Annotated in this window: 11 protein-coding genes, 1 tRNA gene and 1 pseudogene; 8 read left to right on the forward strand and 5 right to left on the reverse strand. The window is 42.4% G+C overall.

What is annotated here, in order from left to right; all coding sequences use genetic code 11:
* Nucleotides 1–234: 234 nt before the first annotated feature.
* Nucleotides 235–1,564, reverse strand: a pseudogene (locus F8S12_RS18370) (IS701 family transposase).
* 137 nt (nt 1,565–1,701) lie between these two features.
* On the opposite strand from F8S12_RS18370, the gene F8S12_RS18375 reads away from it, so the two are divergent.
* Both F8S12_RS18375 and F8S12_RS18380 read left to right on the forward strand, forming a co-directional pair.
* A complete protein-coding gene (locus F8S12_RS18375) occupies nt 1,702–1,926 on the forward strand; it encodes a type II toxin-antitoxin system HicB family antitoxin (protein WP_196517568.1) in 225 nt (74 codons plus the stop codon).
* Complete coding sequence (locus tag F8S12_RS18380; RefSeq protein ID WP_196517569.1) at nt 1,919–2,143, forward strand: type II toxin-antitoxin system HicA family toxin; 225 nt, start codon at nt 1,919–1,921, stop codon at nt 2,141–2,143. The genes F8S12_RS18375 and F8S12_RS18380 overlap by 8 nt, the downstream gene beginning before the upstream one ends.
* A 55-nt stretch (nt 2,144–2,198) precedes the next feature.
* Here F8S12_RS18380 and F8S12_RS18385 read toward each other — a convergent pair whose 3' ends face one another.
* On the reverse strand, nt 2,199–4,931 hold the full coding sequence (locus tag F8S12_RS18385) for a CBS domain-containing protein (RefSeq protein ID WP_196517570.1): 2,733 nt from the start codon (nt 4,929–4,931) through the stop codon (nt 2,199–2,201).
* Between the two features lie 192 nt (nt 4,932–5,123).
* Here F8S12_RS18385 and psbZ point away from each other — a divergent pair, with 192 nt between their 5' ends.
* The 6 genes from psbZ (at nt 5,124) to F8S12_RS18415 (ending at nt 9,942) form a co-directional block, all read left to right on the forward strand.
* Nucleotides 5,124–5,312 (forward strand): photosystem II reaction center protein PsbZ, encoded by a 189-nt coding sequence (gene psbZ / locus F8S12_RS18390; RefSeq protein WP_196517571.1) that lies wholly within the window; start codon nt 5,124–5,126, stop codon nt 5,310–5,312.
* A gap of 187 nt (nt 5,313–5,499) precedes the next feature.
* Entirely contained in the window at nt 5,500–6,078 is a 579-nt protein-coding gene (gene ribH / locus F8S12_RS18395; protein ID WP_196517572.1) for a 6,7-dimethyl-8-ribityllumazine synthase, read from the forward strand.
* A 98-nt stretch (nt 6,079–6,176) separates the two neighbouring features.
* A tRNA-Gly gene (locus F8S12_RS18400) sits at nt 6,177–6,248 on the forward strand.
* A 666-nt stretch (nt 6,249–6,914) separates the two neighbouring features.
* The gene (locus tag F8S12_RS18405) at nt 6,915–7,322 is read left to right on the forward strand and encodes a hypothetical protein (protein WP_196517573.1); all 408 of its coding nucleotides are present in this window, start codon (nt 6,915–6,917) and stop codon (nt 7,320–7,322) included.
* A gap of 4 nt (nt 7,323–7,326) precedes the next feature.
* Complete coding sequence (locus F8S12_RS18410) at nt 7,327–8,592, forward strand: glutamate-5-semialdehyde dehydrogenase (protein ID WP_196517574.1); 1,266 nt, start codon at nt 7,327–7,329, stop codon at nt 8,590–8,592.
* 498 nt (nt 8,593–9,090) lie between these two features.
* Nucleotides 9,091–9,942 (forward strand): universal stress protein, encoded by an 852-nt coding sequence (locus F8S12_RS18415; RefSeq protein ID WP_196517575.1) that lies wholly within the window; start codon nt 9,091–9,093, stop codon nt 9,940–9,942.
* Between the two features lie 95 nt (nt 9,943–10,037).
* Here the strand turns inward: F8S12_RS18415 and F8S12_RS18420 are convergent, their stop codons facing one another.
* From F8S12_RS18420 to F8S12_RS18430, 3 genes are all read right to left on the reverse strand, one after another.
* Nucleotides 10,038–12,248: a GumC family protein gene (locus F8S12_RS18420; RefSeq protein WP_196517576.1), complete on the reverse strand. Its 2,211-nt coding sequence runs from the start codon at nt 12,246–12,248 to the stop codon at nt 10,038–10,040.
* An 811-nt stretch (nt 12,249–13,059) separates the two neighbouring features.
* On the reverse strand, nt 13,060–14,019 hold the full coding sequence (locus tag F8S12_RS18425) for a ribonuclease Z (RefSeq protein WP_196517577.1): 960 nt from the start codon (nt 14,017–14,019) through the stop codon (nt 13,060–13,062).
* A gap of 245 nt (nt 14,020–14,264) precedes the next feature.
* Nucleotides 14,265–15,998: a R3H domain-containing nucleic acid-binding protein gene (locus F8S12_RS18430; RefSeq protein WP_196517591.1), complete on the reverse strand. Its 1,734-nt coding sequence runs from the start codon at nt 15,996–15,998 to the stop codon at nt 14,265–14,267.
* Between the last annotated feature and the right edge of the window lie 34 nt (nt 15,999–16,032).

A 16,032-nucleotide genomic window follows, 5' to 3' on the forward strand; every position in this document is an offset into this window, starting at 1 on the left:
GTAGGCAAAGCCCGTCGTAGACATCGTACCTAATCTAAGATAATTTGAGTGCGATGTCTACGATGGGTTTCCTATTTTTAACGCAGAGGTTCGCAAAGGGAAGCGCAGAGGTTCGCAAAGGAGATGTCTAAGATGCTTAGTGAGATTTCCTAGTAATCGGAATCGCTATCTCTACTGTTTTATCTATCCCTCTTCTGTCACTCTCCGGCGTTAGCAAGTAGTAACTAAGTGAAATTATCCAGAAGCATAACAAGGTTTAAATTGATTCATTTCACTAATTAATTGATTGAATCCCAGCAATAAATTAGAATTGGGGAAAATATGTATCCAGGGATAAATCAACCAAAATAGTAAGAGTGGTTGGGCAATGAGACGCGGATTATTTAAAGTATTCTTCCATCCGCATTCATGGTTCCATTGTTGATGATTAGAAAAATCAACATCACTATTTTCTTGTACCTCAGTTTCAATTTGACGAGATTTATTTAAGCCTAACAAGGCTGGAGAATTTAAACTAATCCGCAGTGTAAACACAAAAAATGATTTCCCACCATCTCTCAATATGTTGAAAATTGGTGAAACGATAATCTGTCCAACCTAGTTCCTGTTTACACTGTCGGAAACCATATTCTACCCAGGTTCTTAATCCATATAAATCTCCTAAAATTTTCTTGAGATTACCTTGAAGATTTGTCATCACAAAAGAAGTAGAATTCTCTGGCATGGTTTCTGGGTCAGTAGTTATTTCCCAGTAAGTTATGGCTCTTTTTTTACCATAAATTATTTCTCTAATGTATCTAGTTTCTGATTTTTCATTGCTAAATGTTCTGTTAAATTTACACCACTTATTTGCTCTAACGCTCTGCCCTGCTGGAAGCCAGACTCCGTGATTACTTCTTATTGCTACGACATAATCTAATTTACATTCAGCTATTTTTCTAATAAATTGGCTACTTTCACCATATAAACTATCTGCTAGTACTAACTTAATATTAAAGCCTGATTCAATTAATTCAGTAATAATTTCTGATGCCAACTCTATTTTAGTTTTATATTTATCCTCTGCTTTTAGTGTCCCTTTCGGTTTGAATACTTTTACAGTTAAAGGAAATGTTATATTCGAGTAAACTCCATAGGCATTGACTGAAACTATCCCATTATCCACTTTTCCCACACTTCCTAGATATTGTCTTGCCACATAATCGGTCTTTTTACCTTTTTTTCTATCTCCTGTTTCATCTATTACTACTGTAATCGCATTTCCATCTAGTACTTTTTTGAGTTTATTTAATCTTCGTTGTTTTAATTTATTTAATGACCAATCTGAATTGGCTAGAAAATGATGTAATGATTGTGCGGAGTTTATACTTACAACTTTCGCTATCTCTGGCAATGTTTTTCTTTTAATTTGTGACATTATTCCCAAATGTAAATATTTGAAGCATTCATAATTTCTTACTTCTTTAAACAGGTCTTTATACTCTGCACAATATTCATCTATGGTAGCAACTGTTGGGTGAGCATCTCTTGCCAAATGTTTCAAGATTTGTAATTCTACATCCATTGCCCTATTTACCTTTCAGGGTTTTATTTTTTTATTCTTTTATTCAGAATACCCGGAAAGTGACAGAAGAGGGATACAACTTATATTTTAAGAAGAATGTTAAGATTGACTTCTCATCATAATAGTTAGATTATTTTATGTTTTACAAAGTAAACATTATTATCGAAAAAGATGAAGATGGCTATTACGCTTATTCTCCAGAACTTCCAGGCTGTCAAAGTCAAGGTGATTCTTTGGAAGAAGTAAGTTCAAATATCAAAGAAGCTGTTGAAGTTTACCTAGAAACTTTATCAGATTCAGAGAAACAGGAACTTTTAAAGAAGGAAATCCTGACTATGACTTTGGAGGTTCAGGTTGCCTAAACTACCGCGACTAAATGCCAAGGAAGCGGAAAAACTATTATTGGATGCTGGCTTTATCCAGATTAGAAGTAAAGGCAGTCACAGAGTCTATCGCCTAGAAAATATCAGGGTTGTCATTCCTTTTCACTCGGGAAAAGTATTACACCCAAAGATAGTTCAACATGTTATACAAGCTATCAAACCTGATGAAAATGATCCGCCTGATGATGAAACTTGAATTTATAATCTATTGCTCAACACTCCACAAATATATAAGCGATCGCTTCACTAATTCATTTAGGATAGTGTTGTGCTAAAAACTCCTCAGCTTCAGTCCTATCTTTAATCACTCCATCCAAGGTAGCAACAATTACATCATCTAAGATTTGCCGATACTGTGGCCCTGGTTTGTAACCAAGTTTCTTTAAATCATTGCCATTTAAAAGTGGCTGCACATTAGCCCAAACAGTTAAATATTTCCAAATTTGATGTCTAATCGCTCGCGGACTTTGCAAGGCAATTAAAATCAGCATTGGTAAATCGTACTGTCGCAATAACTGCACCACTTGACTAGGATGTTGGAAAGTAGGTAAGTATTCCATCACCTGACTAAAGCTTTGGGCTAAGTTCTTCAACCTAGCGATGCTATCTTCCTGTAATTGGAGATTTTGTGCTACTTTCGCCCGATATTGTGGTGCGAGATGGGCGATTAACGCTTCTAAGAGCGTTTGCCAGTGAATCAGGGTTTGTTCGGCATCAAATCGCCGCAAACAGCGTTCCAGCAAACGTAATCGTCGCAGAAGTGACCCATCTAGCTTGAGGGTAGGATGGATGCACTGCAAGGCCCCTAAGTTATCGAGTAACTGTAAAGCTGATTTCCAGTAGGGCGCTTCTAGGATGTGCTTTAATTCTGTTTTGAGTCGAGTTTGTAGGGCTGGAGTTCTGGTATTCTCTTGAGCGGTGCGATCGTAAACACCACTGTTGATGGCATAGCGGATAAACTCTTCAGTTTGTGGTTCAATCTGAAATCCGAAACGCACGGCAAAGCGCACGCCACGATAAATCCGCGTGGGGTCTTCGATAAAGCTATTGGCGTGTAAAACTCGAATTTGCTCGGCTTGTAAATCGAGTAAACCGCCAAAGAAATCGAGTAACTCGCCAGCACGCGGGGAAGTAAGCCGCAAGGCGAGGGCGTTGATGGTAAAATCTCGGCGATACAAATCTTGACGAATGGAACTCGCCTCAACTTCTGGATTCGCTGCTGGGTAAGGATAAAATTCCGTTCTAGCGGTGGCAATATCCACCCATAGACAATCTAACTCTGGGTCTTTATGCCACAACAAGGCAGCAGTTTGAAACGCTCCGTGGATTTCTAAGCGAGCCGCAGGGTAAAGTTGCTGGAGTGCCTTTGCTAGTTCCACACCAGCACCAACATCTGCTGATTTGTGAAAGCCATCAACTACGAGGTCAATATCTTTAATCATTAAGGTATCTGCTGCTTGGGCTAATAGCAAGTCCCGCACTGCACCCCCCACTAGATAAAGATGCCAACCCCGTTTTTCTGCCTCTGCTGATGCTTTGGTGAGCAATTGCCACAGTTGGGGAGCAAGTTTATTTTGCAACTCAAAGCTGAGTCCCAAGTGCTGATTTCTGAATGATGATTGAGACTCAGGACTCAGTACTGGGAACGGGCTAAACGCCCCGCTACCGCTAACAGCACTGTTTTGATGTAATTCTCTCAATACATCAGTACGGCTGACAATACCAACTAACTGCCCATTCTCCAATACGGGTAAGCGCCCGATATCGTATGTGACCATCAGCGCCTCAATTTGTGGCAGTGTTGTATCTGGTGTAATCGTTTTAAGATTCGTGGTCATGTAGCCTTTGACTGGCGCATGACTAAATCCGTGGCGCAAGGCGATATCAATATCCCGCCGCGAAATAATACCTACCATCTGCCCTTGGGCATCGACTACAGATAAACCAGAATGTCCATAGCGTAATAAAATGCGCTGTGCTTCGGCAATTGTGGTTTCAGGCAGAATAGTGCGGACAGGAGAAGACATCAAATCCCTAGCAGTGGGGGGATGGGGAATTTGCGCTTTTACCCCGTCAAGGAGTTGTTTTAATATTGCCTGTGAATTTACTTTGTGTAGATTCAGCGATGCAGCTTGCGAATGACCGCCACCACCTAGTAGTTGAAATAATGAGTTGAGATTTGTCTTGGGAATTTGCGATCGCCCTATTATAGTTAAGCCTGAATCCCCTTTACCCAAATGATACTCATTAGCCAACAGTATGGCATCAATTTCAGTTAATTCGACGAGTTGAGAGGCTAAACTTGATAACCCTGGTACAAAGCACTCTGTTTTTAGTGTTACCCAAGCAACCGTATATCCATGTAGACAAAGATATTCTAAATTTTCCAGCGCCTCAGTTAATAGCTGCTGTAATTGCAAAGACAAGCCAGGGTCACGGTAGGTAGAAATTACTGATAAACTGGCACCTTGTTGCATCAACCAAGCCAAAGCCAAGGCATCCCGTGGTGTAGACTGGTCAAAAGTCAAAGAGCCAGTGTCAACGTGGATACCTAAAGCCATCACACTTGCTTCAACAGAAGTGAGGGAAATTTCCTGTTGTTGCAATTGCTCGACGATTAAAGTTGTAGTAGCTCCTACTGAAGAAATATGCGATCGCGTGGCAGGAATATCTGATTTTTGTCCTAAGTGATGGTCATAAACTATAATCTCTATTAGATTGGGCAAATCTAACCACTCAGCAGCTTTACCCAAGCGATCGCGCTGCTGCGTATCCACCACAGTCAAAGAACGAATCTTTTCAGAATTAACCGAACGCCTTTCAATCAACGGATACTCATCCCGATGCAATGCTAAAAAATCCCGTACAGGAGGATGAGAGCCGCCAGTTAGCACAATTTTGCTTCCCGGTAGTAGGCGCGTTAGCCCTACCGCCGCTCCTAGTGCGTCAAAATCAGCTGTTGTGTGGCAAAGAATTAAATCCATAGTCAAGAGTCATTGGTCAAGAGTCATTGGTCATTGGTCATTGGTCATTGGTACTTAGACAAAGGACAGAGGACAAAAGACTAATGACTAAAATGTAACAATTTCTGCTAGCTTAAAAATAAGGAAAAACTGTCAGTGTCGCCCTTTAGGATATTCTGTCTTTACTATTTCATTAGCTTAGGAGAAGCAAAAATGACCATAATATTCCAATTTGCTCTGATAGGACTAGTCCTATTATCTTTTGTCCTGGTTGTGGGCGTTCCCGTCGCTTACGCCACTCCCCAAAATTGGGTTGAGTCTAAAAAGCTGCTCTGGCTTGGTTCTGGTGTCTGGATTGCTTTGGTATTTTTAGTTGGTTTGTTAAACTTTTTTGTTGTATAGGCGACGGCTTCGCTCTGGCGCAAGCACATAATATAAGAACTAGAGGAGCAGAAGAGCCAAGGTTAAGGAAAAAAGGAGAGATGTTTTATTTTCCTGTTTCCTTTTTCCTGACCGGGCTTTCCTGCTCCTCTACATTTAAATTAAGAAATGTATATTGACCAGAAGTATAGTTGATTAAGAGGCAGTCATGGCAGTTTTTGAAGGAACTTTTACTCAAACGGAACCTTTGCGTTTTGCAGTGGTGATTGGTCGATTCAATGACCTTGTTACAGGAAAGCTGCTAGAGGGATGTCAAGATTGCTTGAAACGCCACGGTGTAGACCCCGACCCCCACGGTAATCAAGTAGACTATGTTTGGGTACCAGGAAGTTTTGAAGTGCCTTTAGTAGCTCGCCAGTTGGCACTTTCCCATCGTTATGATGCTGTAATTTGTCTAGGTGCTGTCATTCGAGGGCAAACACCTCATTTTGATTACGTATCCTCAGAAGTTTCTAAAGGTATTGCCGCCGCTAGCTTTCAAACTGGGGTGCCAGTAATTTTTGGCATTTTGACAGTAGACACCATGCAGCAAGCCTTAGAACGCGCAGGCATCAAAGGTAATCATGGCTGGGACTACGCCATGAATGCCCTAGAAATGGCAAGCCTCATGCGGCAACTGCGTTCTAACCTGGCGGAGCCATACTCTCGTAACACCCAGTCTTTGCCAGCCTCATTTCAAAGTGCTGGTGTAGGCAATTTAACTGCGGAGTCAGAAGAATTAGGCTAGTACGTCCTTTGTCCTTTGTCATAAGTGAATAACAAAGGACTAAATTAAGGGTTGACAATTAGGGTAAAATCTGGGATATTGGTATTTAGATGATAAATGCGGGCATGGCTCAGTGGTAGAGCGTCACCTTGCCAAGGTGAATGTCGCGCGTTCGAATCGCGTTGCCCGCTTCCAACTAAAACCTCTTGGAGTTAAAAATTTCAAGAGGTTTTGCATTTTTAAGGTGCGTTTAAGTGTTTGTAGATTCGCGCCACATTTCTATAAACCGCTCCCAATGTGGACAGTTGGAGCAAAAAAATCTAATTTGAATATCGCCCACTCAAATCGCCTTACCCACTTGCTAACAAATATAAAACCCAGCTTTAGACTAGTCTAGATGTGCATTAGGTTGGTTACAATCTTGATAGGTGTAATCAATTCGTTTTGTGTAGAGTGTATTACGCTCAACTAAAGGTAGCTGGTTAGATAGTAGTATTGTCAGGTGCAAAGCGTCTTTTAGCAGTGAAGTTAGCCACAATCTATTTTGGGAAAGAGTCACAGACACTGACTGATAGTTTTGGCAACTCCCATTCTTGAAACGCTTGTGAACTTCAAGGAATAGATATTGGGAGTAATCCTGCTCTAGCCTTGATAATTGGGTAGTAATATATAGTGACCCAAAGTAAAACCTTCAGTTGGCTGGTATCTGTTGTTTATAAGCGTAGCCTTCCCAAATGATTTGTTTTAGGATTTGCCTCGCCTGGCTATCTATATAAATAGAAAAGCCCTCAAGGCATTTACCAAGGGATCATATTCCCGCAGTTTGTCAAAAACACGCTCAAGTTATTAGAACGCTTGTGCAATCTCAAAAACCCGAAAAAATAGATTTCAATGCCGAATACCCCTGTCCCTGTCGTCGCCGGGGTCAGTTAATTCCGATTACGCTGACAGAAGCATTTGGTTGCGATCGCTGTCAGCAAATCTTTGTAGTGGAAGATAATGGTCATGTCCTAGAACAGCTTTCTAGCACCTATCCGTACAAGCGAGCTTGGCGTTGGATGGGAAATAGTTGGCATGTTATCCATCCCCGGTTGGGAGAAAGCTATCTGCCTATAGCACTTGGCATTATTTTCGTGCTAGTGATTATATGGCTGCCATTAGCACTGCGATTGGCAAATAGTTCCAGTATTATTGCTTGGGCAATGGTAGCGGTGCTATTGGCTGTCTTGCCAGCACTAATGGTCTGGCTTACCTACAGACGTTAACTCAATGACTGTTGAAGTTTTAGATGATCACCCCGAACCGATTACTAGTGCCCAACGAGCCTATCAAGCTTCCCTAAAGTTGGGACTGACAAAGGGAGCAGACCGAAGTCGTGCAGTATTGGCGATGGCACAGGCACTTGAGCGCTCATTTGACGACATTCTAGAAGCTAACACCTTGGATTTAGAAGCTAGTCGGGAAATGGCAGTGCCAGAGTTGATATTGGACTGGCTGAAGCTGACTCCCACAAGGCTAGAAATTACAGTGGACATTCTACAACGGTTGGGGGAACTATCAGATCCCCTGCGGCGCGTCAGGAACGCTGATTATCAACTGGAAGATTCCCAGAGTTACACCCAGTTAATGCCCTTGGGAGTGATTGGATTTATTTATGAGGCGTTCCCGGATTTAGGAGCGATCGCAGCAGGTCTTTGTATTAAAACTGGTAATAGTATTATTCTCAAAGGCAGTAGTGAAACTAGCAATTCCAACGCGGCGATCGCTGAGGTACTGCAAACTGCGATCGCAGAAGTTGGTCTACCACCAGGCTGTGTAGAACTGATCACAGCAGAACATGGTGCTTCGATTCGGGATTTAGTCACCCAAGACCAGTATGTGAATCTAGTGATTCCCTACGGACGTTCTAGCTTGGTACAGCAGGTAGTACGACAATCAACTTGCCCAGTTTTAAAATCAGCTATGGGTAACTGTTACCTCTACTGGTCAATAAATGCCAGCTTAGAAATGGTGCGCTGGATGATTCTTGATAGCCATCAGAGCGAACCAGATCCAGTCAATGCCATTGAAAAGGTACTGATTCACCGCCAAGCCTTACCATCTTCTTTAGCAGTTCTGTGGAACAGCTTGATGGAAAAAGGCTTTGAAATTAAAGGAGATGCACAACTAGTAGAAGCCTTTCCCCAGTTGCAGCTGGTGAAGGAAGGCGAATGGAGAAACCCTTATTTAACTAGAACAGTAGCTTTTAAACTGGTGGATAGCTTAGAGGGTGCGATCGCCTGGATTAATCAGTACAGCAGTGGTCATGCTGACTGCATCGTTACTGAATCTTACCAGGAAAGTCGGCAGTTTGCCTTAGGAATTAACAGTGCTTCTACCTACATCAACACTTCCCCGCGTTTTTCCCGCAACCCCTCGCGGGGAGATTCAGTATTTCTCGGCATGTCTAACCAAAAAGGTCATCGCCGGGGATTTATCAGCCTGGAAACCTTAACCACCGTCAAGCACATTGTGCAGGGAAATGGTAGGTTTTAAATTAATCATATATCCAATCGCCTACAGCTTTTTAGAAAAAAGTTTGTTAACCAAAAACTTTAAATAAGTTTATATATAAAAAAAGTATCCCGTAATTAGCATGTACTTCATCTACCTGGGAACCGCTATAACATTATTAGGACTTACGCAAAACTACACGCTGTAGGGGCAATTCATGAATTGCCCCTACCTGAAAATCAAGGTTTCGGCTATTGTTTGCGTAAGTCCTGATTATAAAATATTAAGTTTCTCAGGCTAAATTAAGAGTACGGTTAATCATTGAAGTCTAGTTAACAATTTAAGTAACTAAGTGCAAATAAACTTAAACATTTGTTTACTCTTTTGTATTTTGTTATTTGTTTGAGTGTTAAATACTAAAAAACCAAGTTTATTTGTGCCAACCTACTAAAATAGGTTATCGAGTAAGGCGGTGAAAATCCGACCTGAGCCAAGTAATAACAGCAAAAACTAAAGTAAACTTAACAACAATTACGTAAAATGATAAGCAAAATTTTGCTGGCTGTATCGGGATTGGGGCACGCGGAAGAAATGCTCAAAACCCTCAAAGAAATCCCTTCAATCCAATCTGCAAAAGTTACAGTTTTGCATGTTGTTCCTGCACAAAGTACTGCTGCTACCATGACAGCTAAATGGGAAGATGGTGGGAAAATTCTGGCTAATGCCATTCAAACTTTGAACCTATATCCTAGCCAGGTTTCTTCAATTTTGCGCCAAGGAGACCCCAAAGATGCAGTTTGCCAAGTAGCCGATGAAATCGACGCTGATTTGATTATTATGGGTTCACGCGGACTGAAGCGGCTGCAATCGATTTTATCGAACTCAGTCAGTCAGTATGTTTTCCAACTATCTTCTCGCCCCATGTTGCTGGTAAAAGATGATATTTATGTCAAAAAAATTAAGCGTATTATGGTGGCAATAGACAACTCTGATTCAGCAAAAAACTGCTTGAAATTGGCACTTTTTTTACTGCGAGATATTCAGGGCGGCCAATTAATTTTGGCAAATGTTACTACAAATTTGGGCGGTAAAATATCGGAAATAACCGAGGTTAATTCAGACAAAAATCCAGTTTTAGCAGCCGCAGTTGCAGAAGCAAAAAAACAAGGTATCCAATCTCGTTCTTATGTTAGCAGTGGTAAACCCGGTGAAGAAATTTGTCGATTGGCAGAAGAGTTGAATATAGACTTATTATTGCTCGGTTCTCCAGATCGTCGTCCATCCATCGCTAAGAGTTTTGTTGATATAGACCGACTCATTGGCTCTTCTTTGTCTGACTATGTTCGAGTCAATGCCACTTGTCCGGTATTGTTGGCGCGGACGATCGCTTAAAGTTAAAATTTTAGGTTTTGTCAAGAACCAGTATAGGGAAAAGAGGCAGAGGAGCAGTCTTTTTTGATTCCCCCTTATCCCCCTGCTTTTTGAATCTAGGATGCCAAAACCTTTTGAGAATTGCTCACTTCATTAGCGATAATTCCAATTAAATTCAACTTACTCAAAATTTCTGTAGCTTGAGTCAATTCAGTTCGAGTTACTTTACCCATGCGCTCTACCATCACAATACCATTGCAAAAAGATGCCACAATCCTGGCATCGACAGTGCCTAAAATTGGCGGAGCATCTATCAGTACTAAGTCATAACTTTGCTCAAACAACTCAATCAGTTCTTTCATGCGTCGAGAACTGAGCAACTTCACTGTATCTTCTGGTATAGGCCCAGCAGTCAAAATATCAATGGAGGGGTGGATCGGTTGGATGTAATCTTGAAAATGAGTAGTTGTCTCATCAACTAATAACAGAGATAGTCCCCAATCATTGGATAGTTCCAGGATTTTGTGCAGGCTAGGATTATGTAGGTTAGCATCAATTACTAATACCCGCCGATGCATCCGGGTAGCACTAGCCACAAGCCCTAATACTAAAGTTGTCTTTCCTTCCCCTGGTAATGCTGAAGTCAACATCAGCGACTTGAGGGGGAAGGGATATTTTAATATTTGAATATTTTGGTAGATCATGTCCAGGGTTTCATGGACAGGCAATCTAGCGTTAGCTTCTACTACAGAAGAATCTAAGGTTCGCCGCCCATTCCAAGATAGTCCCAGCCGCCGCTTTTTGACACCATGCGACGGTAGTTTTGGTACTGACCCCAATACACGTAGGTTCGTCAGTTTCTTTAAATCTCCCGCACAATAGATAGCGTCATTAAACTTTTCCAAAATCAGCGCTGCTAAGATACCTAAAATCAGCCCAATTACCGCTCCCCCAAGCAAAAGTAACAATCTGTTGCTTCCCACATAGGTTCCCAGAGCAGGTTCTTTCAAAACTTGCCAGTTATATCCTTCCTGAGCAATTTTTAGTCCTAAGGACTGTTGTGCCTGGAGCAGTTGTTCAAGGGTTTTGCGACTACTTTCGACCCTTGGCAGCAGACGGTTATACTCTGCTATTAAACTTGGGTATTTGTTTAGCTCAGAGCGGAGTCGCTGTTCTGACTGCGCTAAACTCTTTTCATTAGCAATCAGTCCTAAAACAGTTGTCTGCACCAAAATTAACTCGTCTACTAGCTTTGGTTGAACCCCTACTATTTCCCCTTTTAAGATTGGTTCTCCCTTACTGCTAGTAGTAATCGCTTTCACCTCTTGTCGTAACAGCGACAGTTGACTTTGGCGTTGCTGTTTGAGTTTTTCTACCGATGGATAATCGTCTGTGTAGCGCAGCCGCTCTTTAGCCAGTGCTAGTTCAGTCTTTTGAATTTCAACCAATAGTGTTTGGTAACGGCTTGACTGATTTAAGCGAGAGGAAATTAAAGCATTTTGCTGGGACGAAGACGCTATTTTTTGTTCTAGGTTTTCGTAGCGAGCGTTTACATCTTGAAGGTGGGCACGAGTGGTTTGTAGCTGTTTTTGAATATCGGCTAGAGATTCTAGCAGGATTTTACTTTGTGCCTCGGGGTCGAGTAAATTATGTTTCTTGCGAAACTGTTCCAAATTTTTATCAGCTTTACTCACCTCTTTTTTTATTTCTGGTAGGCGGGCGTTTACAAAAGCCAGCCCTTGATTCAGACGCTCTTTTTGCTGCTCTGTGTTGTAGTTTTGGTAGACTTTTTGTAGAGCTTGCAGTACTCTTTGTGCTTTAACTGGATCGTCATTACTGTAAGAAACTTCAAATACTTTATTAAAAACCTTATTAGCTTTTATCCCTTCCTCTTGAGTCACTTTCAGAGGTGCTTTTTTACTTTTTTCTGGTTGACCATTGATATCCTCTAAGGTAATATTAGGATAATCAGAATGAAGTAAATCTACGGCTTTCTGAAGCAGCTTTGAACTCAGCATGAGTTTCATCTGAGTAGTGTAATCAACAACTTGAGAATTGGGGTCAGTAACCTCGGTGTCTACCCCTGCTGGGATATTATTTGACTGTGCCCCTTGAGATGAATTGGAACTCACCAATATCTGCATGTCGCTCTGGTAAGTAGGTTTGGCAATAACAGCCAGAAGGCTAGCAACTGACATGACTACACAGGAAACTCCCAAGACCAGAAAGCGTCGGCGAAGCAGAATAGTAGATAGTTGTCTGATGTCAACCGCGCCTTGTGCTGAAGTAGTAATTTGTTGCTCTTGATTCAGACTAGTTTTAACCACTATCAAACTCCTCTAATATCGAAACACTATATTTGGAAGATTAGGAAAAATGTGAGATGAACTGTTTATACCTAATAGCCACAACAGCATACTTAATTATTCTGCCAACAATGATCAGCTTACTTGGCACAATATTATGTCAACTAGTGCTTTCATGTTCATCAATTCATGCATATAAATTTTCAATCAGTATTGGAAGAATAAATTTTCAATAAATATTTTCTTTTAAGAAGAAAAATCTTGGCTAAAAATTAATTATTTTCCTCAAGTATTTAGGTAGAAACTATTATGATTAACGACATAACTATATATTAAGGTTGGTTTTTGTAACTTGTAATATAAAAAACACATTGAAAAAAATCTTTAAACCATACTATTTCTAGATTCTTGATACACTTAGTTAACCGTAAATTATCAGTTAATTAGTTAACTTACTTTTAAAACTAAACTGCTGCTATTTGCTGGACGGTATGAGTTGTACTAATAAACCTAAAGATAGAGTCTAGTTAACTTTAAATTTTAGATTAAAGGGGTTCAATCTAAAATCTAAAATTTGGCGTTGCTGAATCAAGGGATAAAATTTTATGTATTGAAATGTAAAACTCCTTATCCTCTCTGCGCCTCTGCACGACGCCAGGTGCTTCTCCTTACCGGAGACGCTGCGCGTAGCTTGCTTCCCCGCAGGGGTACAAGTCGGCGAAGCCGACGGCAGTCGCTTTATGCCGGGGAACCCGTCCACCGCGCTGCCTCCCCAACGCACTGGCTCCTCTGCGTGAGAAAAATCATCCCGCAATTATGCAACGCCTAAAATTTAAACGCTTATCTTGGTTAACTCTACTTCCCGCCGCCTGGGTATTTCATGAATCATAAAATCATAAGCCATGTCAGTACGGGGAAAAATAGCACGGGCTTCCTGAAGGAGATCCTTCAACTCCAAGGTATTTCCGGGAGCATAGCGAGGGCTAAAATGACTCATAATCAGTCGATGTGCCCCAGCAGCTAAAGCTGTTTGTGCTGCCATTGTGCTTGTGGAATGCAAGCGCTGAAAAGCCATATCTGCATCTTGATGGGCAAAGGTCGCTTCGTGAATTAATACATCTGCATCATGAGCTAATTCCACTGCACCATCACAATAAATCGTGTCTGTACAATAAGCAAATTTTCGACCAATTTCTGTAGGGCCGCACAATTGCGTGCCATCAATCACCCGTCCATCGTCAAGGGTAACAGTTTCACCGCGTTTGAGTTGACCGTAAATCCGGCCAGAAGGAATTTGCAATGCCTTAGCTTTTTCGATATCAAAGCGTCCTGATCGGTCTTTTTCGGCTACGCGGTAGCCGAAAGCTGTAATCCGATGATGTAAATTACCGCAGCTAACGGTGAAGTCCTCGTCTTCATAAATTACCCCTGGACGGATGGCGTGAACTTTGATGGGGTAGGAAAAATGTGTGTAAGAGTAACGTGAGGCCGCTTGGATGTAATCATTTAATCCGGGTGGGCCGTATATATCAACTCGTTGTACATTGCCAGCCAAGCCGCAAGTGGCAAGAAGTCCCATCAAGCCAAAAATGTGGTCGCCGTGCATATGGGTGATAAAAATTCGGGAGAGTTGGCTGATTTTCAGTTCACTCCGCAAAATTTGATGCTGAGTACCTTCGCCACAGTCGAATAACCACAGTTCTGCCCTCTGGGGTAATCTCAGGGCGACGCTGGAAACATTGCGCGATCGCGTGGGTACACCGGAACTCGTCCCTAAGAATGTTATCTGCACAGCGTTCTTTAGCCTTCCTATTGCTCAATTTGCAGCTCTATTTTCTATAGTGGCACGGTTGATGAGCAAAATGCTTTTGAGAATATGTCGCCTTTTATGCTGTGCCAACACTCAACTTGGTTGCAGTTCTAGTCGAAAGTCTTGGCCTTCGGTTGAAAGAACAGCAACATATTCAATTACTGGCAAAGGATTGATTTCTCTTTTTTTACTCCCCTCTCCGCGGCGGAGAGGGGTGGGGTGTGAGGTTATGCTGGATAAATCCGCAAACGCCGATTTGGTTCTTCACCAAAACTGTGCGATTTGAGGCGATAGTGTTCTACCAACTCATGTTGCATTTTACGGACTTGGGAAGAACGCGGCAATAACTCCACTGGCTGTCCTTTGGGAATCACAATTTGCTCAACGGCAAGTCTGGCTTCTTCAAGGGCGTCCATCTCATCATCACTACCATTGTGCAAAAACAGTTCCAGTTCTTTGTCATCAGCTAATTCTGGGTCATCGATATTCAGTAACCGCCGCAAGCCACGGGTAATTTGCGGAATGGTGCTGGACTTAATCACATGGATGGGTACATGACGAGCTTTTGCCATTTGGCGTAATTTGGCGTGGTTTTTGACGTGCGATCGCAGGGCTAAAATTGCATCAGCACTATCTATATCTTTTGTCAATACCACGGGTAAAGTTAGCACGCTGATTACCTGTTCTAGTTGGTGGCGGCTAACGCCATAGGGATAAACGTGCAGTGGCAAATCTTCACCATTAGGCCCTGGCTGTCTGGTAGCAGCACCCAAATCGATGCTCTCAGAATAATTGAAGGATTCATCCAGCAAGCGATCGAACTCACTCCGCCCAGTCACCCGCTCTACAGGCAATTGCGGCAGTGCTACCATTTGTCCAGATGAACGCCAACCATTAGAGGGTCGCGCCGGTGCGAAAGATTCGTCTGCTGTGGCTAAATGTCCACCACGACCGTTGACAACAGCTAACTGCCTTGTAACTGCAATTTTGCCTTGCTCATCAACGGTTCTCGTTTGTGGGCTAGCCTGACGACCTCGCAACAGATTATCTACTGTATCAGCAACGCTTTCGTGTACTGTCCAACGCTGGCGTTCCAGCATTTCCACCGCAATTTCAAATGTAGGAGGGGCTTTACGCTCCAAAACAGTCTTTTGAGAACCTCTGCGTCTAGCTTCGTCATCTCCCAGTGTCACAGCTTGGATACCTCCAACTAAATCAGCCAGAGTGGGGTTTTTAATGAGATTTTCGATCTGATTACCGTGGGCAGTACCTACCAACTGTACACCCCGTTCCGCAATGGTACGAGCCGCTAAAGCTTCCAATTCTGTGCCAATTTCATCAATGATGATCACTTCTGGCATGTGGTTTTCCACTGCTTCAATCATCACTTGATGCTGTTGGTCTGGATGAGCCACTTGCATCCGCCTAGCGCGACCAATGGCAGGGTGAGCAACATCACCATCTCCAGCGATTTCGTTTGAAGTGTCAATAATCACCACTCGTTTATGCAGATCATCCGCTAAAACACGGGCAATTTCTCGTAAGGCAGTAGTTTTGCCCACGCCTGGACGCCCCAGCATGAGAATCGATTTACCAGTTTCTACCAAATCGCGGATCATGCCAATGGTTCCGAATACCGCCCGACCGACGCGACAGGTCAAGCCAATAATCTTGCCAGTGCGGTTGCGGATGGCGCTGATCCGATGCAAAGTTTGCTCAATTCCTGCCCGATTATCTCCGCCAAAGATTCCAACTCGTTGAACGCAATCATCTATCTGTTCTTGAGTAACGGGTACTTCGCTCAGGTACTCAGCTTGATTAGGAAAACGAGCCTCTGGGCGACGACCCAAATCCAAGACCACTTCTACTAAACTATCTCGTTTAGGATGACTCTCTAGTACTTGTCGCAGGTCTTGGGGCAAAATGTCTAGTAACTTTTGGAGATCGTCTGTAATCGTCATGCTTTCTATGGTGACGTTTTTAGAGATAGCGAGG

Source organism: Nostoc sp. WHI (genome assembly GCF_015714725.1).
GTDB lineage: Bacteria > Cyanobacteriota > Cyanobacteriia > Cyanobacteriales > Nostocaceae > Nostoc.

Excerpts from the sequence above, each read along its gene's own strand:
- ribH (WP_196517572.1), top strand. The coding sequence starts at position 5,500 with ATGGCAGTTTTTGAAGGAACTTTTACTCAAACGGAACCTTTGCGTTTT.
- F8S12_RS18410 (WP_196517574.1), top strand. The coding sequence starts at position 7,327 with ATGACTGTTGAAGTTTTAGATGATCACCCCGAACCGATTACTAGTGCC.
- psbZ (WP_196517571.1), top strand. The coding sequence starts at position 5,124 with ATGACCATAATATTCCAATTTGCTCTGATAGGACTAGTCCTATTATCT.
- F8S12_RS18385 (WP_196517570.1), bottom strand. The coding sequence starts at position 4,931 with ATGGATTTAATTCTTTGCCACACAACAGCTGATTTTGACGCACTAGGA.
- F8S12_RS18415 (WP_196517575.1), top strand. The coding sequence starts at position 9,091 with ATGATAAGCAAAATTTTGCTGGCTGTATCGGGATTGGGGCACGCGGAA.
- F8S12_RS18375 (WP_196517568.1), top strand. The coding sequence starts at position 1,702 with ATGTTTTACAAAGTAAACATTATTATCGAAAAAGATGAAGATGGCTAT.
- F8S12_RS18430 (WP_196517591.1), bottom strand. The coding sequence starts at position 15,998 with ATGACGATTACAGACGATCTCCAAAAGTTACTAGACATTTTGCCCCAA.